The sequence below is a fragment of the Mycobacterium sp. SMC-16 genome (assembly GCF_046250085.1).
GTDB classification, from domain to species: Bacteria; Actinomycetota; Actinomycetes; order Mycobacteriales; family Mycobacteriaceae; genus Mycobacterium; species Mycobacterium phocaicum.
The window spans coordinates 5,946,818-5,969,462 of record NZ_CP176427.1; the positions used below are offsets into that span (position 1 = coordinate 5,946,818).

General features: G+C 67.3%; 26 protein-coding genes. 17 read left to right on the top strand and 9 right to left on the bottom strand.

Features of this window, described 5'->3' with window-relative positions; translation table 11 throughout:
- The first annotated feature begins 25 nt into the window (after positions 1 to 25).
- Positions 26 to 1,390, top strand: coding sequence for an ABC1 kinase family protein (locus tag ACJEIK_RS28870; protein WP_061005462.1), 1,365 nt, complete (start codon positions 26 to 28; stop codon positions 1,388 to 1,390).
- On the opposite strand, the gene ACJEIK_RS28875 is transcribed toward ACJEIK_RS28870, so the two are convergent.
- A complete protein-coding gene (locus ACJEIK_RS28875; RefSeq protein WP_061005460.1) occupies positions 1,387 to 2,757 on the bottom strand; it encodes a flavin monoamine oxidase family protein in 1,371 nt (456 codons plus the stop codon). The two genes, ACJEIK_RS28870 and ACJEIK_RS28875, sit on opposite strands and share 4 nt — an antisense overlap.
- Positions 2,758 to 3,248: 491 nt before the next feature.
- Here ACJEIK_RS28875 and ACJEIK_RS28880 point away from each other — a divergent pair, with 491 nt between their 5' ends.
- Positions 3,249 to 5,072: a DUF222 domain-containing protein gene (locus ACJEIK_RS28880; RefSeq protein ID WP_409430783.1), complete on the top strand. Its 1,824-nt coding sequence runs from the start codon at positions 3,249 to 3,251 to the stop codon at positions 5,070 to 5,072.
- Positions 5,073 to 5,126: 54 nt separating this feature from the next.
- Here ACJEIK_RS28880 and ACJEIK_RS28885 read toward each other — a convergent pair whose 3' ends face one another.
- Entirely contained in the window at positions 5,127 to 5,402 is a 276-nt protein-coding gene (locus ACJEIK_RS28885; protein WP_409430784.1) for a hypothetical protein, read from the bottom strand.
- An 83-nt stretch (positions 5,403 to 5,485) separates the two neighbouring features.
- A complete protein-coding gene (locus ACJEIK_RS28890; protein ID WP_409430785.1) occupies positions 5,486 to 6,088 on the bottom strand; it encodes a TetR/AcrR family transcriptional regulator in 603 nt (200 codons plus the stop codon).
- Positions 6,089 to 6,187: 99 nt separating this feature from the next.
- On the opposite strand from ACJEIK_RS28890, the gene ACJEIK_RS28895 reads away from it, so the two are divergent.
- Positions 6,188 to 6,652 carry an SRPBCC family protein gene (locus ACJEIK_RS28895; protein ID WP_061004746.1) on the top strand — a complete coding sequence of 155 codons (465 nt, stop codon included), beginning with the start codon at positions 6,188 to 6,190 and terminating at the stop codon, positions 6,650 to 6,652.
- 44 nt (positions 6,653 to 6,696) lie between these two features.
- On the opposite strand, the gene ACJEIK_RS28900 is transcribed toward ACJEIK_RS28895, so the two are convergent.
- Together ACJEIK_RS28900 and ACJEIK_RS28905 are read right to left on the bottom strand one after the other, a co-directional pair.
- On the bottom strand, positions 6,697 to 7,323 hold the full coding sequence (locus ACJEIK_RS28900; RefSeq protein WP_082762174.1) for a TetR/AcrR family transcriptional regulator: 627 nt from the start codon (positions 7,321 to 7,323) through the stop codon (positions 6,697 to 6,699).
- A 145-nt stretch (positions 7,324 to 7,468) separates the two neighbouring features.
- Positions 7,469 to 8,005 carry a DinB family protein gene (locus ACJEIK_RS28905; RefSeq protein ID WP_244602360.1) on the bottom strand — a complete coding sequence of 179 codons (537 nt, stop codon included), beginning with the start codon at positions 8,003 to 8,005 and terminating at the stop codon, positions 7,469 to 7,471.
- Here ACJEIK_RS28905 and ACJEIK_RS28910 point away from each other — a divergent pair.
- The 10 genes from ACJEIK_RS28910 (at position 7,974) to ACJEIK_RS28955 (ending at position 15,938) form a co-directional block, all read left to right on the top strand.
- Positions 7,974 to 8,576, top strand: coding sequence for an SMP-30/gluconolactonase/LRE family protein (locus tag ACJEIK_RS28910; protein ID WP_256370155.1), 603 nt, complete (start codon positions 7,974 to 7,976; stop codon positions 8,574 to 8,576). The genes ACJEIK_RS28905 and ACJEIK_RS28910 overlap by 32 nt on opposite strands.
- Positions 8,461 to 8,937, top strand: coding sequence for an SMP-30/gluconolactonase/LRE family protein (locus tag ACJEIK_RS28915; protein ID WP_256370156.1), 477 nt, complete (start codon positions 8,461 to 8,463; stop codon positions 8,935 to 8,937). Before ACJEIK_RS28910 ends, ACJEIK_RS28915 begins: the two co-directional genes overlap by 116 nt.
- 48 nt (positions 8,938 to 8,985) lie before the next feature.
- Positions 8,986 to 9,699 carry an amino acid permease gene (locus tag ACJEIK_RS28920; protein WP_267886863.1) on the top strand — a complete coding sequence of 238 codons (714 nt, stop codon included), beginning with the start codon at positions 8,986 to 8,988 and terminating at the stop codon, positions 9,697 to 9,699.
- Positions 9,672 to 10,307 carry an amino acid permease gene (locus ACJEIK_RS28925; RefSeq protein WP_409431775.1) on the top strand — a complete coding sequence of 212 codons (636 nt, stop codon included), beginning with the start codon at positions 9,672 to 9,674 and terminating at the stop codon, positions 10,305 to 10,307. The genes ACJEIK_RS28920 and ACJEIK_RS28925 overlap by 28 nt, the downstream gene beginning before the upstream one ends.
- A gap of 10 nt (positions 10,308 to 10,317) precedes the next feature.
- Positions 10,318 to 11,817: a serine hydrolase domain-containing protein gene (locus tag ACJEIK_RS28930; RefSeq protein ID WP_409430786.1), complete on the top strand. Its 1,500-nt coding sequence runs from the start codon at positions 10,318 to 10,320 to the stop codon at positions 11,815 to 11,817.
- Positions 11,818 to 11,826: 9 nt separating this feature from the next.
- Positions 11,827 to 12,465: a DUF1345 domain-containing protein gene (locus ACJEIK_RS28935; RefSeq protein ID WP_061004743.1), complete on the top strand. Its 639-nt coding sequence runs from the start codon at positions 11,827 to 11,829 to the stop codon at positions 12,463 to 12,465.
- Positions 12,466 to 12,606: 141 nt separating this feature from the next.
- Positions 12,607 to 13,101 carry a DinB family protein gene (locus ACJEIK_RS28940; RefSeq protein ID WP_409430787.1) on the top strand — a complete coding sequence of 165 codons (495 nt, stop codon included), beginning with the start codon at positions 12,607 to 12,609 and terminating at the stop codon, positions 13,099 to 13,101.
- Positions 13,102 to 13,155: 54 nt separating this feature from the next.
- Positions 13,156 to 14,247, top strand: a complete 1,092-nt coding sequence (locus ACJEIK_RS28945; RefSeq protein ID WP_409430788.1) for a type III PLP-dependent enzyme — start codon at positions 13,156 to 13,158, stop codon at positions 14,245 to 14,247.
- On the top strand, positions 14,228 to 15,430 hold the full coding sequence (speD, locus tag ACJEIK_RS28950; protein WP_061004737.1) for an adenosylmethionine decarboxylase: 1,203 nt from the start codon (positions 14,228 to 14,230) through the stop codon (positions 15,428 to 15,430). Before ACJEIK_RS28945 ends, speD begins: the two co-directional genes overlap by 20 nt.
- Before the next feature lie 25 nt (positions 15,431 to 15,455).
- Complete coding sequence (locus tag ACJEIK_RS28955; protein WP_082762169.1) at positions 15,456 to 15,938, top strand: M15 family metallopeptidase; 483 nt, start codon at positions 15,456 to 15,458, stop codon at positions 15,936 to 15,938.
- On the opposite strand, the gene ACJEIK_RS28960 is transcribed toward ACJEIK_RS28955, so the two are convergent.
- On the bottom strand, positions 15,939 to 16,685 hold the full coding sequence (locus ACJEIK_RS28960) for an isocitrate lyase/phosphoenolpyruvate mutase family protein (RefSeq protein ID WP_409430789.1): 747 nt from the start codon (positions 16,683 to 16,685) through the stop codon (positions 15,939 to 15,941).
- 65 nt (positions 16,686 to 16,750) lie between these two features.
- Here ACJEIK_RS28960 and ACJEIK_RS28965 point away from each other — a divergent pair, with 65 nt between their 5' ends.
- The 3 genes from ACJEIK_RS28965 to ACJEIK_RS28975 all read left to right on the top strand — a co-directional run bounded on the left by ACJEIK_RS28965 (position 16,751) and on the right by ACJEIK_RS28975 (position 18,926).
- Entirely contained in the window at positions 16,751 to 17,449 is a 699-nt protein-coding gene (locus ACJEIK_RS28965) for an ArsR/SmtB family transcription factor (RefSeq protein WP_135357418.1), read from the top strand.
- 78 nt (positions 17,450 to 17,527) lie between these two features.
- The gene (locus ACJEIK_RS28970) at positions 17,528 to 18,325 is read left to right on the top strand and encodes a DUF1906 domain-containing protein (protein WP_135357419.1); all 798 of its coding nucleotides are present in this window, start codon (positions 17,528 to 17,530) and stop codon (positions 18,323 to 18,325) included.
- A 10-nt stretch (positions 18,326 to 18,335) separates the two neighbouring features.
- Positions 18,336 to 18,926, top strand: coding sequence for a hypothetical protein (locus tag ACJEIK_RS28975; protein WP_061004729.1), 591 nt, complete (start codon positions 18,336 to 18,338; stop codon positions 18,924 to 18,926).
- Between the two features lie 5 nt (positions 18,927 to 18,931).
- Here the strand turns inward: ACJEIK_RS28975 and abc-f are convergent, their stop codons facing one another.
- Both abc-f and ACJEIK_RS28985 read right to left on the bottom strand, forming a co-directional pair.
- Positions 18,932 to 20,578, bottom strand: a complete 1,647-nt coding sequence (abc-f, locus tag ACJEIK_RS28980; RefSeq protein ID WP_133428036.1) for a ribosomal protection-like ABC-F family protein — start codon at positions 20,576 to 20,578, stop codon at positions 18,932 to 18,934.
- A gap of 48 nt (positions 20,579 to 20,626) precedes the next feature.
- Positions 20,627 to 21,064, bottom strand: a complete 438-nt coding sequence (locus tag ACJEIK_RS28985; protein ID WP_133428035.1) for a hypothetical protein — start codon at positions 21,062 to 21,064, stop codon at positions 20,627 to 20,629.
- A 183-nt stretch (positions 21,065 to 21,247) separates the two neighbouring features.
- Between ACJEIK_RS28985 and ACJEIK_RS28990 the strand changes: the two genes are divergently transcribed.
- Entirely contained in the window at positions 21,248 to 21,754 is a 507-nt protein-coding gene (locus tag ACJEIK_RS28990) for a hypothetical protein (RefSeq protein WP_133428065.1), read from the top strand.
- 16 nt (positions 21,755 to 21,770) lie between these two features.
- Here the strand turns inward: ACJEIK_RS28990 and ACJEIK_RS28995 are convergent, their stop codons facing one another.
- Positions 21,771 to 22,607 (bottom strand): class I SAM-dependent methyltransferase, encoded by an 837-nt coding sequence (locus tag ACJEIK_RS28995; protein ID WP_133428034.1) that lies wholly within the window; start codon positions 22,605 to 22,607, stop codon positions 21,771 to 21,773.
- Between the last annotated feature and the right edge of the window lie 38 nt (positions 22,608 to 22,645).

Here is a 22,645-nt window from a genome sequence, read left to right on the forward strand (position 1 = left end):
TTGCACCGATTCCGTGGGAGGCAGCGTGGCACGCCGACTGCCTGAAGGGCGTCTTGCGCGGGGCGGCAAACTGGGCGCCCTCGCCGCGAAGCAGGCCGTGCGCGGCGGCCGCACCCGGCTGTCGATGGTCGGCCGGTCGGAACGCGCCAAGGAACTGCTGGCCGAGCGCGCCACCATCCAGATGGCCGAGAATCTCGTGACGGTGCTGGGCTCCATGAAGGGCGCCGCGATGAAGCTCGGCCAGATGCTGTCGGTGATCGAGCTGGATCTGGTGCCCGATTCGCATCGGGAGCAGTTTCGGGAAAAGCTCGCCGCGCTGCGGGATCAGGCGCCGCAGGCGCCGTTCAGCGCCATGCGCGAGGTCATGGAAACCGACCTCGGACCCTTGTCGGGCGTTTTCGCCGATTTCGACGAATCCCCCACGGCCGCAGCATCAATAGGCCAGGTGTACCGAGCGCGGTTGCGCGACGGCCGCGACGTCGCCGTCAAGGTTCAGTACCCGGGCGTGGATCGGGCCATCCAGGCCGACATGCGCAATCTCGCGCTGCTGATGAAGCTCTGGCGGTTGTGGCCATCAGCGAACACCGCCATGCTCGACGAGATCACCCGGAACTTCGAAAGCGAACTGGACTACCTGCGCGAGGCCGACACCCAGCGCGTCGTGGCCGAGCAGTACCGAGGACACCCGTTCATTGTCGTCCCCGACAGCGTGGTCGAGTTCTGCACGCCGCGGGTGCTGGTCACCGAGTACCTCGACGCCACGGGCTTCGAGCACATGCGCACGCTGCCGGCGGCCGACCGCAATCACATCGGAGAACTGGTCTACCGCTTCTATATCGGCTCGCTGTTCACCAACCATGAATTCTGCGGTGATCCCCACCCCGGCAACATCATGCTGGCCGCCGACGGACGGGTCGGCTTCGTCGACTTCGGGCTGTACAACCGCATGGATCCGGCCAACGTGGCATTCGAGCTGGACTGCTTCCACGCCGCGATCGATGGCCGCGCCGACGACCTGTACCGCCTGATGCTGGGCCGCGGCGTCGTCGACACGGAATCCGGTGTGACGGCACAGGATTGCCTGGAGTACATCTGGGCCGCGAGCGAATGGCACATGATCGACGAGGACCTCACCATCACGCCCGAGTTGGCCACCGGCGCCGTCGTCTCGGCCATCGATCCGCGGCAGACCGAATTCGCCGGGATGAAGCGGCAGATGCTGCCGCCCGAGCACGTCTTCTCCCGGCGTGCCGACTTCCTGACCTTCGGGACGCTCGGCCATTTGCAGAGCACCAACAACTGGTATCGGATCGGCCAGGAATGGTTCTTCGACCGCCCGGCGGAGACCGAGATCGGTTGCGAGATCGCGCGCTGGCGAGCGCGCCGTTAGCCGGCGCGGACCACGCTGTCCGCGGCCATCACCTCGGCTGCCGCGCGTTCTCCGGACCGGACCGCACCGTCGATCCAGCCGCACATGATGGCCGAACTTTCCGTGCCGGCCCAGTGGATTCGCCCGCACGGGGTCCGTAACGCGTGGCCGAATTCGGTGAGCACGCCGGGCGGAGCGTGGCTGATCATGCCGCCGCCGGAGTAGCGCTCGACCGTCCAGTTCTGCTCGTGGTAGCTCGCCGGCGCCGCGGCCTTCGCCCCGAACCGGTCCACCAGTTCGCCGATGACGACAGCCTTCCGCTCCGCCGCATCGAGCAGCCCGAGCTTGCGTGCCGCCGGACCTTCGGTGATGACGCACATGATGCCGGGCGTGCCGGTGTCGGTGCAGGCGTCGATGGTCAGGGTGGCCGGGCTGCCCGGTGCGGCCGACTGTCCGCACAGGCCGTCCGCACGCCAGAACGCCGTCTCGTAGACGATCGAGATCTTGTAGACGGCGCCGCTCGGCATGCGTCGGTGCAGGAACATCCGGTCGACGGGAAGAATTGGCTCATAGTCGATTTGGGTGGCGACGGCCAACGGGACGGCGACGATCGCGTGCCGAGCGCGAACCGTCACCTGCCCGGCATGCACGGTGACACCGTCGGCGTCCTGCGCGATGCGGTCAACGGGGCGCGAAAGATGCAGCGCGTCACCGAGTTCGGCGGCCATCGGCCCGTAGATGGCGCCCATGCCGCCGCGCACCCGGGCGTCCTGCGCGCCGACGGAGTTGGAGATGACGAACACCGGGCCGCCACCGGAACCCATCTGGTGCAACGCCCACAACAGCGACGTCTCTGATGCGGCCGAGGTGTAGATCCCGGCCATGGCCATGTCGAGCATCTCGCGCGCCTGATGCGAGCGGATGTTGCGATGCAGCCACTCCCCGAGGGTGATTCGGTCCCACTCGGCGGCCTTCTTGGCCTCCCATGGGGCGTCGAACGGGATGGTCTTGCACATCTGCCCGATCTCGAGCAGACCCGCGCCGAGGTTGGCGATGGCCCACGGGCTCATCGCCCAGGGGATCGTGCCCGAATACCGGTGCGTCTTGCCGTCGACGATCATCATCGCGTCGCCCTCGACGTACTCCTTGTATTCGGTGACGCCGTGCTCGGCCATCAAGGCCTTGATGCGGTCCTGTCCCGGACCGACCCACGCACCGCCACGGTCGATCCACGTGCCGTCCGGGAGCACCTCGGTGAAGGTGCGGCCCCCGACGCGGTCCCGCGCCTCCAGCAGCGCCACCGAGCGGCCCGCCTGCTTCAGCCGCAGCGCGGCGGTCAAACCCGCGAAGCCCGCTCCCACAACACAAAAGTCGACATCGGCTGCCATGGGTCGCCCTTCGCTTCCGAAGTTCCGTGCTCGTGCCACATGCCCTGCGTCAGGTGCGGTGGCCGGGCCAACTCATCGACGGCGGAGAGGGCTGAGCTCAAGGTACGCCCGCCAGCGTGGTGCCGAATCCGGATTTGCACAAAATATGCGCAGGCGTCAATGCGATTTGATGACGTCGCGGTTGCTACTCAACTCGATGCCGGCGTGCGCGTCAGACGCGTGATGTATCAGGACATCGGTGACAGTTCTGCATCAGGACATAGGTGACAGTTGATGTGTCAGGGTTTTCCGTTGCCGACGTAGGTCACTCCGGGGGCGCGTCATCGGGCCACTGCGCGATCGCCAGACGGACACGAGGATCGATCGGTTCATGAACAGCCACCGCCCGAGCCTGCGGGCCCAAGTGTCACCACCAAGACCACCGGAACTGTCACCGATGTCCTGAGACATAACACGTGACAATCATCGAATCTGGCGGTAGACTCGAACACATGTTCGAACATTCTGGCATCGGGGCCGGCGGTGTGCCGGTCCACGATGCCGGCGTGGTCGACTTGATGATCCACTTCGCGCGGGTGGAAAACCAGTGCGCTGCGGGCCGGCTGACAGCCGTCGCCGACCTGGTGGCGCTGCGGGTCGATGACCAGGATGGCCGGCAGTGGTGGGCCTGCGATGGCTGGGACGCCGCGGTCGCCGAAGTCGGCGCCGCGCTGGGGATCGGGAAACGCGAAGCCTCGGGGCAGTTGTCGATCGCCGTGGCGTTGCGGTTCCGGCTACCTCGGGTGGCGGCGGTGTTCGCCGACGGTGGAGTCTCGGCGCGGACGGTCGGGGCGATCTGCTGGCGCACCCGCCTGGTCGAGGACCCCAACACGCTGGCGGTGATCGACGCCGCGCTCGCGGGAGCACTGTCGGAGTGGGCGGGGTTGTCGCGCAAGAAGATCGAGAAGAAGATCGACGGTTGGGTGCAGAAGTTCGACCCCGCCGCAGTCCTGAAAGTCCGCTCAGCAGCGCGCCGCCGTGGGGTCGGGGTGGGCAAGCCTGATGACGAGACCGGCGTGGCCTCGATCTGGGGTGCACTACTGGCCACCGATGCCGAACTGCTGGATCGGGTGCTGACCGAGATGGCCCGGCAGGTGTGCGAGAACGATCCGCGCACCTTCGGGCAGCGCCGCGCCGACGCGCTGGGGGTGCTGGCCGCGCGCGGGGATCGGTTGGCCTGCCAGTGCGGTGATCCCGACTGCCCGGCGGCTGGGCCTGATGCGCGGGCGACGGCGGTGATGATTCATGTGCTGACCGATTCCCTGCCCGTGCCGGTGGCGGACCCGCTGCTCAACGGAGACCCGGCCGCGCCGCTGGTGCCCACGTCGGCCCCGCCTGCGCCGGAACCCCAGGCCGCGCCCGTGCCCTCGCCCGAGCCTTTCTCAACGCCCCAATTTGAGCCCATCCCTGCGCCGGCGGCCGATTCGCGGCCCGCCGACACCCCGGCGCCTGCGGCCGAACCGGGCGGCGAGATCGTGCCCACGCCGGTGCCAGCTGCCGCGACTGCGCACAGCCCTGCACGAGTGGCCGCGTCGGCGTCCACGCCGGTCCAGCCTTCCGCTAAACCGGTCGGTTATGTCCTCGGTGGCGGTGTGGTGCCGCCGGCGCTGTTGGCGGATCTGGTGGCCCGCGGCGCGAAAGTTCGCACGGTCGCCTCCGCCACTGATCTGGATGAGGTGCCGCGGTACCGGCCGTCGGTCGCGATGGATGAGTTCGTGCGGATGCGGGCGATGACGTGCATGTTCCCAGGCTGCGATCACCCGGCCACCGCCTCCGACATCGACCACACGATTCCATGGCCGGCCGGTCCCACCCATCCGGGCAACCTCAACCCCAAATGCCGCAAACACCACCTACTGAAAACCTTCTACGGCGGCCCCGACGGCTGGCAGGACCGTCAACAACCCGACGGCACCATCGTGTGGACCGCACCGACGGGCCACACCTACACCAGCGTGCCCGAAAGCCGAATCCTGTTCCCCCGCACCATCACCGACACACCCCTGCCCAATCCACCACCAGAGACCGTCGACCTGGACGCCACCACGGCCCCCGGCCGGAGCATCATGATGCCCATCCGCCGCCGCACCCGCGCCCAAGACCAGGCGCAGCGCAATGCCTACGAACGCGCACTCAACCAAGCCGACATCGACGCACAAGAGGCCGCGCGAGAAGCGTTCGCCCGCCAACGCAAAGAACGAGAAGAACGGGAAGCTGCAGAGGCCGCAGCGGCTGCGGAATCGGCAGAGCAACAAGACATCCCGCCGCCAGTCTGAGTTCATGCATGAATACCCCTGAAATAGCCCGACTTTCAGGGGTACTGCGGCGGGCTATACGTCGCCCGGCATGCCCGGCGGGCTGAGTGAACCGTCGACGTTCGGCACGACCGCGGGAGCGGGGATGCCACCTTCTGCGGCGTTGTCACCTGGGATGCCGTCATCGGCCGGGGTCGAGAAACCGCCCGGCCCACAGTTCCACTCCCACGGGAAGCACGCCGGAGACGGCTGGATCGCCAGCGAGGTGTCCGCCGATGGGTTGGCGCCCAGTAGCGCGACGGCCACCACACCCGCGCCCGCCGCGAGCAAGCCGAACATTCTCGATGCCATAGCAACCCCCAGTTCGCATCTTCAGATGTATCTGAAGCTACGCCGGCAAAGCACACACGAACCGGGAATCGGCGAAACGCCGGCTATGCACCGGCAAGCTGGCCGACGACGCCCATCGCGAGGTCGCGGGCCCGCAGCAGCTCGGTGTCGTCGGCGAACAGTTCCCGGCGGCCATTGCCGGCGGCGAGAAACGCGTCGATCTTGAAGGCGTCGTCCGCCGGCGTCGCGGATCCCGCGGCGGCCAGCTCGGTTTCGAGCAGCTTCAACCAGCCACGCTTGAGCTTGCGCACCTCGTCCGCGACCGGACCGTCACGCCTGCCATATTCCGCCGTGGTGGCCACCATGAAGCAACCGCCGCGGAACACACCGGCAGTCAGGTAGTCGACCCAGGCCTCGATAAGTGCGCGCAGGCGCGGCGCGCCGGGAGGGGCCTCAAACGCCTTCGCAATGATCGTTTCGCGGTAGATGTTTCGTGCCGCGGCCACCGCCGCCACTTGGATCGCCTCCCGGTTCCCGAACACCGTGAGGATTCCGCTTTTACTGACCCCGGTCGCCGCGGCCAGCGCGCCCACCGTGATCGAGTCGAGCCCGTGCGTCGTCGCGATCATTGCGGCCTCGTGGGCAACCTTGCGCCGCGTCGCGTCACCGCGGACGCGTCGCCCATCCCGCTGATCGCCGATTGCCACCTCCGCATTTTATACGTGCGACTGGACGTAAATCGCGCTGATCGCTACAGTCCACAACACGTCCGATCGGACGCTTAACTTCGCGATGGGAGTCAGTGCATGCCTTCGAATCCGCAACCCGTGCTCGAAGAGAGCATCGACATCGCCGCCACCCCGGACACGGTGTGGACGCTGGTCAGTGACGCGTGCCGGATGGCTGAGTGGAGCCCGCAGGTCGAATCCACCCGACTCAAAGGCGCCGAGCACGTCGCCGATGGCGTCGAGTTCACCAACCTGAACACCAACGGCAGCTTCCAATGGACGACACACGGAACCGTGGTGCGGCTGGACAGTGGCCGCGAGATCGCGTTCCGCATCAAGGAGAACTGGGCCATCTGGTCTCTGCGGCTGGAGCCCACAGCGAGCGGGACCAAGCTCACCCAGCGGCGCGAGAATCCCGAGGGCAGCCCGGCGGCGACGGCCCAGGTCATCGATGCCTACCTGGGTGGGCAGGACGTCTTCACCGCATCCATGCGCGATGGGATGCGGCAAACCCTGCAGGCGATCAAGGCCGCGGCAGAGTAGTCGGCGTACGCCAATTACGTTGGGCGGCGGTATGGTTGCACCGGTCAGCACAGAGTCATGCGCGAGTACAGCGTGACCAGAAAGTCAGCCATCGCCGCTGGCGTGACATCGAGAGTTCCGTCCGCCCAAGAGATCAGCAATTCCGAAGCGGCTCCCGACATGGCGAATGCCTCCATCCGAGCCGACACCGCGCTGCTTTCAAACGAAGGGGCTTCCGGCGCAGACCATTTCAAGAAGTTACCGGCGGCACGGGCGAGGACCTCGTTGCGGTGAACGCTCGCACGGCCACCCGAGCCCAGGCCCTCGATGAAGAGGATGCGGATCATCCGGGGATCGCCGGACAACACATCAACGGTGGTGCGCAGCGCGATCGATACCCTCGCGAAGCAGTCGACCGGCGCATCGACCATCGCAGCGCTCACGCGGGCTTCGATCGCATCGGCAGCCGCCTCGAACACAGCTCTGAACAACGCGTTCAGGTCGGTGAAGCTCTCGTAGAAGTACCGCTCTGTCAGGCCGGCCGCCGCGGCCACATCCTTGACCCGCACCGAGCCTGATGCTGGAGAGCCGAACAAGTTCGTACCGGCGTCGATCAACTTACGGCGCCGCTGGGCGACCCGCTCCTCGCCGGTGACGCCTCCGTACACGCGCCGCGTCCCGGAAACCGGCACCCTGGGCCCCCTTCAGTTCAGTTGCATCGTGCGGTGCCTCCAACGTAACGCGTGTGATCCGTCTCGACCGACGTGGAGGCGTTCCGGCGTTGCATCTTCGGTGACATCACGGCACGGTGACCATCAGCGCCCAGCAACCTCGCCATCACCCTCGAGGAGTGACGTCGTACGCGTGGTGGACGATGTCGTGCAGGTGATAGACCGAAATGGTCGCGACGGTGAATTCGCTTCCGTTACTGCGAAATCCGCGCCGGCCCCACGCGTCCGCCGGCACATCGGCATAGGTGGCGGCAACGACGTTCGCGGCGTCGAACAGCTCGGTGGCCACGACGGCGGGGTCTTGCGACACGTAGTCGTCGGCGATCGCGGTCTCGTCCTGGTCCCAGTTGGGGAACTGCGGATCGTCCTCGGTCAGCATCAGCTGGACGCGGTGCGCGAAGATGCGGTGCACGTCGCGGATGTGGCACCCGTACTCGAGGGTCGACCACACGCCCGGGCGCGGCCGGGTTCGGACGTCGGAGCCCGCGAGTCGGTGTACCCAGTCGGCGGCATCGTCGCGGATCCGGTCGGCGACGTCGGTGGGCTGGACGGATGCCGCATCGAAGCCGCATTCCGGGCAGGCGCTGGACAACACCCACGTCCAGTCCTTGGTGTCAGGCTCGATCGGTTCCGGAGTCGTCACGGCACCAGTCTGGCACTGCCCGCGGTGTCGTGATTCGGAGCGGTCCCCCACTCCACTCGGGATAGCCTCTACGCACTCATCGAGCGAAGGGGATGGTCCGACGACGACGTCAACAGCTGCTGAACCGCTCATCGACGGGTTCGTCTACGGCGAAGGCCCCCGATGGCACGACGGCCGCCTGTGGTTCAGCGACGGGCCGGCCGGGCGGGTCTACTCGGTCGGCGAGACCGGTGACCTCGTCGTGGCGGCCGAGGTCCCCCGCGCCTCCGGACTGGGCTGGCTGCCCGACGGCACACTCGTGGTGTCGGCGCTCTTCGAGGCCAAGATCCACCACGTCGACCCGCAGGGCACCACCGTGGCGACTTTCGATGTCGGCGACCTGGCCTGGTCGACCAACGACCTAGTCGTCAACACGGACGGCCGCGGATACGTCGACCTCTACAAGCAGACCGGCAATGCGTTGGTGGGCGAGATCGGCCTCGTCGACCCCACGGGGACCGTCCGCGTCCGGGCTTGCCGTCCCCAATGGCCTCGGCTTCCTGCCCGACCGCTCGACCCTCATCGTCAGTGAGACGAACGGCTCACGTCTGCTTGCTTTTTCGACCGAACCGGACGGGAGTCTCGGCTCCCCCGCGGTGTTCGCCGATCTCGGCGCCGGTCGCCATCCCGACGGGCTGTGTATCGACGCCGAGGGCGGCGTATGGGTCGGTTGTTACGACAGCGGCGAGTTCCTGCGCGTCATCGCGGGCGGCACAGTGACGCATCGCATCACCGTCGACCACGGCTGGGCCGTCGCACCGGCATTGGGGGGAGCCGACGGGCGCACGCTGTACCTGATCGTCGACGACACCACGCACGAGGGTCTGATGCGTGGCGAGTCGGCCGGGCGGGTGTTGCAGGCCCGCGTCGACGTGCCCGCGGCACCGCCGTAGCCGCGGCCCCACACCGGCACGCGATCACACCGAATGGAAGGCAACCCGATGGCTCCGAGCACCCGTCCCGCCGAGGGACCGCTGGGCGCCGTGTCCACGACCGACGCTCCGATGCACCGCGAGCTGAAGAATCGGCACCTGCAGATGATCTCGCTCGGTTCGGCGATCGGCACCGGGCTGTTCCTGATCTCCGGTACGTCGGTGCAAACTGCCGGACCGATCGTCCTCGTCGGCTACGCGATCGCCGGCGTCGTCCTCTACGGCGTGATGCGGATGCTCGGCGAGATGGCCGTGGCCCACCCCGTCGCCGGATCCTGGTCGGCGTACGCGCGCGAATACCTCGGCAAACCAGCGGGATTCATCGCCGGCTGGAACTGGTGGTACGTCTGTGTCGTCGTCTGCATGGTGGAGTTGACGGCAGCCTCGGAGTTCATGGCCTTCTGGTTCCCGAACCTGCCGCGCTGGATCACCACCGCGGTGTGCCTGGTGCTCATCACCGCCGCGAACACCTTCAACGTCAAGGCATTCGGCGAGTTCGAGTTCTACTTCACGCTGATCAAGGTGACTGCCGTCATCGCCATGATCGTCATCGGTATCGCGATCATCTTCGGCGCCGGCGACTACAACGTGCACGGCCTGCAAAACCTCTGGGCGCATGGCGGTTTCGCCCCCAAGGGGCCCTGGGCACCGCCGCCGGCGAAGTCGAGGAGCCCGCCCGCAACATTCCCCGCGCCATCAATCAGGTTCTGCTGCGAATCCTGATCTTCTACGTGGGTGCCATCGGCGTCATGCTGATCATCTGGCCGTGGGACCAGGTGGGCACGGAGGGCAGCCCGTTCGTGCTGATGCTCGTCGGCCTCGGGATCGGCGGCGCCGCAACGCTGCTCAACATCGTCGTGCTGACTGCGGCATTGTCCGTCGCGAACGTCATGACCTACAGCAATGCGCGCGTCCTGTACGACCTCGCCGCCAGCGGTCAAGCCCCCAGGTTCCTCGCCCACACCAACGCCCGCGGCGTGCCGGTGCGCGCGCTGCTGCTCAACTCCGGGTTCGTCGCCGTGGCAGTGCTTCTCAACGTCCTGCTTCCCGGCAAGGCACTGGTGATCCTGATTCCCGTCGTGGTCGGGGCCGAGCTGATCACCTGGAGCATCATCGCGTTGAGCCACCTGCGCTTCCGGGCCCGCGAGGGCGCCGGCGTCTTCAAGACACCACTGTCGCCGATCACGAACTATCTGTGCCTCGGGTACTTCGCACTGATCTACTTCCTGATGACCCAGGACCCGGCATCGCACGCCGGTGCGATCGCGCTGCCGCTGTGGTTCTGCGGACTGCTCATCGTCGGGTCCGTGCTGAGCAGAGTCAGGCGCTAACGTCGAAACGGTGAAAGTGTCGGGGTCGCGCGTCGCACGGGTGTCCGCGGTGGTGCTCGCCGTCGCGGCGTGCGGGCGGCCCACACCGCCACCGGTGGCCCCTTCGCCGAGCGCTCAGCCCCCGGCCGCGACGTCCACCGCAGCCACTCCCGTGCCGAGCGTCATTCCGGCCGGTCCCTTCGCCGCGGTATCCCGCCTGGTGAATGACGCCATCGCGGCACATCGGTTGCCCGGCGCGGTGATCGAGGTGGGACATGCCGGCAAGGTCGTCTTCCGGCAGGCCTACGGCGCCCGCAGACTCGGCGACGAACCCGCACTGGACGGGTCCGCGGCGCCGGCCGAACCGATGACCGAAGACACCATCTTCGACCTCGCGTCGTTGTCGAAGAGCATCGCGACGACCGTGGCGCTCCTGCAGTTGTACGAGAAAGGCCTGGTGCAGGTCGACGAACCCATCCAGACCTACTTTCCGGAATTCAATACTGCCAACGACCCACGGCGCGCCCAGGTGACCGTGCGCATGATGCTGACGCACACATCCGGCACCGGTGGCGATCTCAGCCACCAGGGTCCATGGGGTTTGACGAGTGCCGACAAGGCGGAGGGCATCCGTCGCGCGCTCACAGCACCTTTGGAGTTCGGTCCCGGCGAGGGGTTCCACTACTCCGACCTCAACTTCATCGTTCTCGGCGCGCTGGTCGAGAAGATCACCGGCGAGTCGTTGGACGACTACGTGCAGGACAACGTCTTTGCGCCCTTGGGACTTTCGGACACCCGGTACCTTCCTGCCACCAAAGCCTGCGGCCCGCACCAAGTCCGCGGCACGGCAATCGTTTTCGAGGGCGTACCGTCAGGTCCGTGCCCGCCGGGGACCTGGAGCACCGGCCTGCTGGCGCGCGTCGCACCCACTGCCCACGATGACGACACTCCCGGCATCAACCCCGACTTCGACCATCTGATCCGCGGCACCGTGCACGACCCGACGGCCCGGCGGATGGGCGGCACCGGAGGGAGCGCGGGCGTGTTCTCGACGGTCGCGGACATCGGTCGCTACGCGCAGGCGCTTCTCGATCGGCTCGCCGCGCGTCCGAGCCCGTTTCCGTTGGCACAGCCCACGGCGGAATTGATGGCGACGCCGCAACAGCCGGGTCACAACGCCGGGCAGCTGCCCGCGGCCGATGCCGCCAGCCGAGCAGCCATCGAAAATCATCCAAATCCAACGGATCCGCTACTGGCACCGAACTATCCGGCCATCCCGGGCCAGGAACTACGCAGCTTCGGCTGGGACATCGACACCGAGCACTCGCGCCCCCGCGGCATGGTTTTTCCCGTCGGTAGCTTCGGCCACACCGGCTTCACCGGGGTGACGCTGTGGATCGACCCGGGGTCGGACACCTACGTGGCGGTGCTGGCCAACGTGATCCATCAACGCGGCGGCCCGCCCATCGCGCGGCTCAGCGGCGAGATCGCCACGGAAGTCGCGAGGGCACTGCGGCTCTACGGGAGCTGAGGCAGGAGAATGCGTGGGGTGACCTCACTCTCGGGCGCGAACAGGTTCTGGATCAGCTTGACCGCGGGCGTCGGCGTCGGCCTCGCGACCGGAGTCCTGTCGCAGCGTTGGCCCGTCGGGCTGCTGGCAGTCGTCATCGTCACTGCCGCGAGCTACGTCCTGTGGGCGGTCGCAGTGCTGTGGCGGATGGACCCCGAGCGGACGAAGGAGCACGCGGGGGAAGCCGACGTCGACGACGAGATCGGCGATCTGGTCCTGCTCCTCATCTTGACCGCCAGCCTGACGTCCATCGGAATCCTCCTGTTGTCCGCCAACGACGCGGACAAAGCGTCGTACGCGGGCATGTCGCTGGCCGCGATCCTCGCGACGTGGGCGCTGCTGCACACCATGTACACGGCGCGCTACGCCCGCATCTACTACGACGACGGTCCGGGTGGCATCGACTTCAACGACCCCGATGTCGATCCGCAATACAGCGATTTCTTCTATTTCTCGTTCAACCTCGGCATGACCTACCAGGTGTCCGATACCGACGTCACCAGCTCGCGGATGCGAGCAGAGGTCCTGAAACACTGCCTTTTCAGCTACATCTATGGCACCGTGATCATCGCGTGCACGATCAATCTCGTGATCAACCTCGTCGGCTGATACTTCGCTCGCCGACCAGCGCGCAACGGGCTGCACGACGCGGCCGAACCCACATCCGGCGTCCGGTAGGCGTCAGCACCCGTCACGAAACACCGCCGACGGCGACTTCTGAACCGCAACGACAGATCAGGTCGAACAACCATGAACACCAACCGAATTACCCGCGGCACCGAACGGGTGCTCATCGAGAACATGCTCGACCGCAACCGCGAGGCGCTCATCGCAACCGCACGCGGCCTGACGGAAGCCGAGGCACGTCAGCGACTCGTGGCGTCGCTGACGACGCCGATTTCGTTGATCAAGCATGCCGCTGCCGCGGAGCGCATCTGGTTCCAGCGCTTCTGGGCAGGGCTCGACGAGGCCGAATGCGACGGCTATTCCAACCGCGACGAAGGCACCTTCGCAGTCGCCGATGACGAGTCGCTGTCCGATGTGATCGCCGAATTCGAGCGCGCCAGCCAACGGTCCCGGGCGATCGCCGCACGCTTCGCTCTCGACGACACCAAGGACAATCCCCGCGAAGACACGGTGAGCATGCGCTGGACCCTGCTCGCCATGATCGACGAATTCGCCCGACACGCAGGTCACGGAGACATTCTGCGCGAGCAGATCGAACATTCGGCGGGACGATGTTGAGGGGTCGCCGTCATCGCGGCGCGCAGATGCGAACTCTTCAGTACTCTGCCGCGTGTGCCCGGTAGGCCCTACCTGACGATCGACCTCGCGACGGTCCGCGGGAACGTTGCTGAGTTGCGCCGTGCGCTGCCCGACGCCGAGATCCGGTACGCCGTCAAGGCCAACCCGGCCGAGCCCGTGCTCCGGCTACTGGCCGGCCTCCATTGCACGTTCGACGTCGCGTCCGTCGGCGAGGTCGACCTGTGCACCGCGGCCGGCATCGACGGTGCCCTGATGACGTTCGGCAATCCCCTCAAGAAGCCCGCCGAGATCGCGTACGCCTTCGCGCAGGGCGTGCGGCGGTTCACCTTCGACACCGCGGCCGGCCTTGCGGCGATCGCCGAGAACGCGCCGGGGTCGAGCGTCGAATGCCGCATCGCGCCGACGTTCCCGTCATCGGTCACGCCGTTCGGGCACAAGTTCGGGTGCGCGCCGGGCGATGCCGTCGCGTTGCTGACGGAGGCCTCCCGATCGGGGCTGCGGGCGGACGGCGTGGCGTTCCACGTCGGCTCGCAGCAGCTCGATCCCGACGCGTGGGAGGTCGGTATCCGCTGCGCGCGTGACATTTTCGAGGCCGTGCCCGGTCTGACGACACTCAACCTGGGCGGCGGTATCCCGATCTCGTACGACGCGCGCGTACCCGGCCTCGGGGTCGTGGGCGACGCCATCGCCGGCGCCCTCGGACGGCACTTCCCGGCGCTCCCCCGCATCGTCATCGAACCGGGACGCGCCGTCGTGGGGTCGGCGGGCACGCTCTCGTGCGAGGTCGTGGCAGTGCGGACCGGTACCGACGGCCGCCGCTGGGTATACCTGGACATCGGGCGCTACGGCGGGCTGGCCGAAACCGAGAACGAATACATCCGCTACCGGCTGCGCACCGGCCGCGACGGTGATCCCGTCGACGACGCCGTGGTCGCCGGCCCGACGTGCGACGGCGACGACGTGCTGTACCGGCGCTATCCCCTGCCGGTGACGCTGCGCCCGGGCGATCCGGTCGAGATCGAGTCGGCCGGCGCGTACACGACGAGTTACTCGTCGACGTTCAATGGATTTTCCTGTCTGGCAACGGAGTTCGTGGAGGTCACTGATGCAGTCACAACCGGGTAGCAGCTTCGCGGGCTGTCACGTCCTGGCCGAGTTCACCGGTGTCGACCGGGACCTGGCCAACGATCGTGTGCGGCTGCGTCACCTCCTGCGCAACGCGGTCGAGCGCGCCGGAGCCACGGTGTGCGACATGGTGGACAAGCGCTTCGAGCCGCACGGCGTGACGGTGCTGGCGCTGCTGGCCGAGTCGCACGCGTCGATCCACAGCTATCCCGAGCGCGGCGCGATGTTTGTCGACGTCTTCACCTGCGGGGAGTCGGCCGATGCCGAGGAGGCCGTCCGTCTGCTGCGGCAGGCCGTGGGCGCGGCAGATGCCCACGTCCACACCGTGTTTCGTGGCGCCGGAAAGCAGATCGTCGAGCCGATGGCGCCCGGCCTCACCCGCACCTGGGAACTCACCGATGTGCTGTGCGACGTCCACACCGAGTTTCAGCATCTGGTGATCGGCCGCACCGAGCAGGGCATCTCGCTGTTCAGCGACTCGGACCGGCAGAGCACCGAATTCAGCCAACTCGTCTACCACGAGGCCTTGATGGTGCCGGCGATGCTGCTTGCCGAGACGATCGATCGGGTGCTCATAATCGGCTCCGGCGAGGGCGTGGCCAGCCAGATGGCCGTCGCCGCCGGCGCCACGCGCGTCGACCACGTCGACATCGACCGGGAGGCCGTCCGGCTCTGCGCCGAACACCTGCCCTACGGCTACACGCCGGATGAATTGGCAAGGGCGGAAGCCGGACTCGGCCCCGTCACGGTGCACTACACCGACGGCTACGAGTTCGTGGCCGGCTACTCCGGCCCCAGGTACGACGTCGTCGTCATCGACCTTCCCGACGAACGTTCCGATGCCGCCCAGCACAACCGCCTCTATGGTGCCGATTTCATGAAGCTGTGCGGTGACATCGGCGTCATCGTCGCCGGCCAGGCGGGTTGTCCCACGCTCTGGCGCAACGAGACACTGATCCGGTCGTGGGAGCGGTTCGGCGAAACCTTCGGCACCGTGGTCTATTTCGGCAGCGATGAGCACGAGTGGGCGTTCCTCTCCGGGGCCACGGGCGTGCTCGAGAATCCGCTCGCCACGATGACCGCCCGAATGGAGACGCTGCCGTACCGATGTCAGACGATCGACGCCGCGGCACTGGCAGCAGCCACGACGCCGCCGATGTCGTTGCGAGAGAACACTCGATAGCCGACGCCGAGTAGGGTCGGTGCCCATGCGAATCGTCGGTATCGCCCTGGCCCTGGCAGGTGCAGTCACGTTCCTCGGACCTGTGGCAGCGGCATCGGCCGATGCCGCGAGCCCTTTCGACGTCTCCGATCCCACGGTCGGCCGGCTTGATCCAGCGTTGCTGGCAGCCGTCCAGCAGGCGGCCACCGCCTCAGCCGCCGAAGGGATCCCCATGACGATCACCTCCGGCTGGCGCACTCCCGAGTTCCAGCAGCAACTGCTCGATGACGCGATCCAGACCTACGGCAGTTACAGCGCTGCGCGGCAATATGTTCAGACACCACAGCAGTCCAAACACGTCAGCGGTCAGGCCGTCGATATCGGCGGCAACAGCGCCGACACCTGGCTGATCGCCAACGGCGCCCGGTTCGGTCTGTGCCGGATCTACGCCAACGAACTGTGGCACTTCGAACTGGCCACCGACGCCCATGGGAACTGCCCACCGCTGCTGCCCAACGCCGCCACCTGATCAGTTGATCGTCAGCGTCTGCGCTTCGTCGTAGGAGATGGCAGCGGGCGTCGGCGCCCCCGTCGCGTAGGCCGTCACCGCCGCCGCGGCCTGCGTAATGGCGACGCGGAACGGCAGCGAGCCGGTGCTCACGCGGCGGACGCCGAGTTCGCCGAGCCGGTGGAACGGGAGCTGGGCGAGCAGATTGAGCGGAGTTTGGCCGAGCGCGGCGACGAGCCGCTCGATCTCGTGTTCGTCGCCAAGGCCGGGCACGAAGACACCGTCCGCACCGGCGTCGACGTACGCCAACGCGCGCCGGGTGGTCTCGTCCGTGGGCAGGTGCAGCCAGTACGTATCGACGCGGGCATTGACGAAAATTTCCGGCGCCGCGGCCTTGAACGCCGCGATCAGTGCGCACTGCGCGTCGAGCGCGGCGAGATGGTCGCCGCGGCCGTCCTCGATGTTGACCCCTGCGATACCGATGGCGGTCAACTCGGCGGCCAATTCGGCCGGATCCATGCCGAACCCGGCCTCGATGTCGACCGTCACCGGAACCGGGAGGCGAACCAATGTGCTTGCCAGAGCCAGGGTTTCCGCTCCGGTGACGCCGGCTGCGTCAGGGAGTCCGTGGGCAGCGGCGACGCCGAGACTCGTCGTCCCGACGGCGCGGAAGCCGGCACGGACAAACGCCGCGGCCGAGGCGAAGTCCCAGGCGTTCGGCAGCAAGAGCGGTTCGCCGGCGTGGTGCAGGCGTGCGAACGTGTCCATGGGTGCATCGTGACCGCGCGATGGTTCGGTGGCCACCGAACCATCGCCGTCGCACACTGGATTGCATGACAGCCGAAAGCCTCGCCGCCGTCGCGTCCGCCATGGCCGACACCACGCGCGCCCGCATGCTGATCGCGCTGATGGACGGACGGGCCTGGACGGCAAAGGAATTGGCGACGCATGCCGGTGTCGCCGCCTCGACCGCCACCGAGCACATCAACCGGTTGGTGTCGGTCGGTCTGCTCAACGAACGCCGGCAAGGACGCCATCGCTACGTCGAGCTGGTGGACGCCGACGTCGCCGAGGTGCTCGAATCGCTCGCGGTGCTGGGTGAGCAACCGTCCACACCGCCCCGCGGTATGCGCGAAGCGGTGATCAACAGTGCACTGGCACGCGGGCGTACCTGCTACGACCACTTCGCCGGACGGCTCGGTGTCACCATCACCGAGGCACTGCTCCGACGGGGGCTGCTGGACGAGTCGTTGACGCTCACCAGCGATGGACGGCGCTGGCTGACGGATGCGCTGGGCGCTCCCTTCGAACCGGGGCGCCGTGCCACGACACGCTCTTGCCTGGACTGGACGGAGCGGCGCCGTCATCTGGCGGGCGCGGCGGGCGCGCACATCGCGACCGCGATGTTCGCCAGCGGCTGGGTGCGACGCATCGGCAGCAGCCGAGCGGTGGTCGTGACGCCGGCCGGTGGCGAGGGCCTCGAGCGATTACTCGGAATCGAAGGGGCGGCGCACTTCTCAGCGGCGGGCTAGAAAACAGTCCGGTCACGATCTGGAATCAGCACGTCACGGCCACAACTTTCACATCTGTCGCATTGTTAACATCTCGAAATGCAGGACTTCCCGGAGACCACCGGCCTTCGGCGCCCGTTCTCGCGTCGTGACGCGCTGCGCTATGCCGGCGCAGCGGCGGGCCTGGCCGGGCTGAGTGCGGCAGGTCTCGGCCTGCCGACGGCTGCGGCCGCCGCGCCTACGCTGATCGACTTCGCCATGAAGCAGATTCCGGCGCAAGACATTCGGGCCGCCGGGCACGCCGGCGTCGTCAACTACGTCTCGACGTCGCGCCCCGGCTCGACGATGGGCGCCAAGCCGATCACGCTGCCCTATGCCCGGTCACTGGCCGCGGCCGGACTCGCGATCGTGAGCAACTACCAGTACGGCAAGCCCGGCGGGACCGCGCCGTCCGATTTCACGCGCGGCTATGCGGGCGGCGTCGCCGATGCGCGCACCGCCTGGCAGCTGCACACCGCGGCGGGCGGCGGCCAGAGCGCACCGATCTTCTTCTCCGTCGACGACGACATCAACCGCGAAACGTGGAACAACGTTGCGCTGCCCTGGTTTCGCGGCATCAACTCGGTACTCGGCCCGCAGCGCACCGGCGTCTACGGCGGCATCAACACCTGCCAGTGGGCCACAGCCGACGGCGTGATCGGGCGCTCGACCACGCCCGGGAAGGTGTGGGCCTGGCAGACCCGGTCCTGGTCGGGCGGCAAGATCTATCCGGCTGCCGTGATGTACCAACGGATCGTGAGTACCGCGTCGAACCCGGGCCCGGTGGTCGGTGGTCTCGAGGTCGACGTCAGCGACGCCCTGGCCTCCGACGTCGGGCAGTGGAACATGCACCCGTGAAAACGCGGGCGTGAACACGGTTCTGGCCATCCATGGCTGGCGCGACCTCGGCGTGATCGTCGGCCTCGCGCTGGTGATCATGATCGGCTCGCTGGTGATCACGCCCCTGCTGGTGCGCCGCGGACTCAAGACACCGGCGGGGCTTCGGCTGATCAACCGGATCAGCGTTCGGGCCGTCCAGCTGGTGAAGCGGCCGATCACCATCATGGTGCTCGACGAGGTCATCGACGTCATCAAGACGGGCCACTACACCCGCAACATCTCCAACGCCATAGAAGAGAACTACGACGAGCTGAAAGCCCTTGCGGCCGACAAGATTCGCACCGACTCGGGCATACCCATCGTCAGCCGAATCCCCGGGTACGACAAGGTCGTCGGACAGGCCAGCGAATCCGTCATGCACGTCCTCATCGCGATGCTCGCCGATCCCCGGATGGACGAGTTCGTCTCGGACCTGCTCCGCAACAATCTGGAACAGATTCAGAGCGCGGTCCGCCGCCGCGAGCACGAGCGCACCGGTTCGTTCCGGCAGGCCGACGCGCCCGCCGCGGCAGCGGTCGCCGACGCCGCCGCGTCCAGACCTCCGTCCGATGACGTTTGACCGGACTACAACTCGGCGACTCGTCCGCCCTCGACAAGCCACGAGCGGTCCAACCGGACGTTCTGCAGCATCCGGCGATCATGGGTCACCAATAGCAGTGCACCGTCGTAGGTTTCGAGCGCCTGCTCGAGCTGCTCGATGGCCGGCAGGTCGAGATGGTTGGTGGGCTCATCGAGAACCAACACGTTCGTCCCCCGCGCCTGCAGGAGCGCCAGGCCGGCGCGGGTTCGCTCGCCGGGCGACAGCTCGTCAACCGTGCGTTCCACGTGGTCGGCACGCAGTCCGAACTTTGCGAGCAGTGTGCGCACGTCCGCGGTCGTCCACGACGGCACGTACTGCTCGAAGCGATCGACGAGCCGGCTGTCGCCGGTGAAATCGGCACGTGCCTGGTCGATTTCGCCGATGGCGACATTTGCGCCGAGACTGGCGCGGCCCTCGTCGGGCTGTTGCCGACCGAGCAGGAGCCGCAGCAGCGTCGACTTCCCCGCCCCGTTGGGGCCCGTGATCCCGATCCGCTCGCCCGCATCGACCTGCAACGACACCGGACCCAGGACGAAGTCACCTTGTCGCACAACGGCATTGTCGAGTGTCGCGACAACTGAACTCGACCGCGGTGCCGCACCGATGGTGAATTGCAGCGTCCATTCCTTACGCGGCTCCTCGACCTCCTCGAGGCGCGCGATCCGGCTCTCCATCTGCCGCACCTTCTGCGCCTGCTTCTCGCTGGACTCGGTTTGTGCCGTGCGCCGGTTCTTGTCGTTGTCGGGTGCCTTGCGCATCGCATTGCGTACACCCTGACTCGACCACTCCCGCTGCGTGCGTGCGCGGGCCACGAGATCGGCCTTCTTCTCGGCGAACTCGTCGTACTGTTCGCGACGGTGCCGCCGCGCGACCTCACGTTCTTCCAGATAACTCTCGTAGCCACCGCCGTAGACGGTGGTCCGGTTCTGCGCCAGGTCGAGTTCGACAACGCGGGTCACGGTGCGGGCCAGGAATTCTCGATCATGGCTGACGAGAACCACGCCGCCACGGAGGTTGCCGACGATCTCCTCCAAGCGGGCAAGTCCGTCCAGGTCGAGATCGTTGGTGGGTTCATCGAGCAGCACGATGTCGAAGCGCGACAGCATCAGCGCCGCCAGGCCGACCCGCGCTGCCTGCCCACCCGACAGCGCGGTCATCAGCGTCGATTCCGGCCGCACCGCGTCGGAATCGAGTCCCAGGTCGGCCAACACCGCCGGCAGCCGTTCGTCGAGATCCGCCGCGCCGGTCACGAGCCAGTGATCCAGTGCGGCGGAGTAGGCGTCGGCGTCCGCCGTCTCATCGGCCAGCGCCTCGGCCGCGGCGTCCATGGCCCGCGTCGCGGCGGCACATCCCGTGCGACGCGCGACGTACGCGGCCACCGTCTCCCCCGGTACCCGCTCGTGCTCCTGCGGCAACCAACCGACGAACGCGTCGGCCGGCGCAAGACTCACGGTCCCGTCAAGCGGTGCGAGTTCGCCCGCCAGGATCCGCAGCAGCGTGCTCTTGCCCGCGCCATTGGAGCCGACCACACCGATCACATCGCCGGGTGCCACCGTCACATCGAGCCGCTCGAAGAGCGTGCGGTGGGCGAATCCGCCGGCGAGGTTGGTCGTGACGAGCGTGGCGGTCATGGCCCAATCGTCGCATCACCGCCGCAGCCCGAGCCTGCGTGGCGGCGCCTACGCCGTGATGCGCATTTCCTCGCCCGGGTGCGAACTCAGGGTGACGACGACGGTGCCACTGCCCGTCGCGAAGTTTCTGTTCGCGTAGCCGATGAACCCGTAGTGCCCGTCGATCGTCGAGACCGCGGAGATGTCGCCCTGCCCGGAGGCGCCGGTGTCGAGATTGCGCCACTTGGCCGTCACCGTCAGGGCGCAGGAACCGTCGTAGATGCCGGCGTCGTAGCGGATCGACACCCCGACACCGTGCCCGACGTCCGCGCCGATCTGCACCGGCGTCGCCTGCGCGTCGGCGCTGACGGTGCCGCCGCATGTCGGCGACGCGACCACGGGAACCGCGCCGAGTTGCCCGAACGCATCGGCATGCGCCACGGGCGCCGGCAACCACGGCGCACAGAGTGCGACGACGAGCGCTCCAGCAGCGCGCGATGAGGTCATGCCAGTGCTATCGGTGATGGCCGGGACAGCGTTAGCGCGGCGGAGGGCATATTTTCCGCCGCCTCGGCGTTATCAATGTTTGTCTCAATTGTCACATGGGTACCGTTGATAACAGCATCCCCACTGTGGGTGCTTCGGTCGACAGAGAGTCCATACCTAGAAAGAGCCGAATGGGTTATCGCTATGAATACCGTTTTGTACTTCAGCACCAACGGCCCGGTTTATGAAACCCGCGCCTACACGCCGGCGGACATCACTGATCTGATTCACGGTCAACGGCTTCAATGCCTGACCAGTACAGACCGCCAGTTCGACTTCTGGTTCAGCCCGACATCACGCCGGTGCCAGCGCCGCATCAATCGCAAGGCAACCGAACTGTTGCTGGCGACAACGACTTTCACGGCGAAGACGGTCCCCCTGCTGCGTGGGTCCATTGTCCTGGCCAGCCATGACGCCGACGGCGATCTCGACGGGCTGAGCTGGCTGCAGCTGGACCAGCTGTCCGGGTTGAATCGCACGCTCACCGCCCGCGACGAGCGAATCCTGAACCGCCGCATCATGCGCGAAGAGCGCCGCCTGCGGGGCGAGACGGCGGCCGCCAAAGCGCGTCGCGCAGCCGCCGCCACGCCGGCAACCGCGAAGGCAGGAACAGGCTTGCGCTGGTCCGGTTTGGCAGCGCCGGCTCAGTAACAGCCGGGCGGATGCCTCAGCGCTTTCGCGCGGTGATGAGCAGGTACTCCCAATCCATCACCGCAGTGGTGTCGCCGCGGTTGAATTTTCGGGTCAGGGCAACGAGTTCGCCGTCGAGCGCAGCCGTGCGCTCGGGATCGTCGGCCACATTGCGGTAGACCGCGATCGTCGGCCCGTACCGGACCTTGAAGTAGTCGAGAAAGTCTTCGGGCCTGGCGAATTGGTCGATGGTGACGATCCGCCGACGGACGTCGAGGTCCGTCACCCGGTCGCCGAACAACGCGCACACATGGTCTTCGTTGCCCCACAACGGTGGCGGCTGCGCGCCGGGAGGTGGCGGTGGCGCGTAGGGCTTCATGGTGGCGAACAGTTGGCCGATGAAGCCTTCCGGCGTCCAGTTGAGCAGGCCGATGGTGCCGCCGGGGCGACACACGCGGACCAGTTCATCTGCGCCGGCCTGATGGTGCGGAGCGAACATCACGCCGAGACAGGACATGACGACGTCAAACTCGTTGTCGCTGAACGGAAGAGCCTCGGCATCGGCCTGCTGCCAGGACAACGCCAGACCGTCGCGCTCGGCGGATTCCCGTCCGGCGTCCAGCAATTCGGGCGTCAGGTCGGAGGCGACGACGTCGGCACCCGCGCGGGCGGCGGGAATGGCGGCGTTGCCGGATCCCGCGGCGACGTCCAGCACGCGGTCACCCTGCCCGATGTCACAGGCGGCGACGAGCGCCGGGCCGAGGCTGGAAACGACATTGGTCGCCAGGGCCGGGTAGTCCCCCAATGCCCACATGGCACGGTGCCGTTCCTTGAGCGCACGGTCCTCATCGGTCGACGACACTGCATCGGTCATGTCGGCTCCCCTCTCGGTGGCGTGCCGATGACGCTACG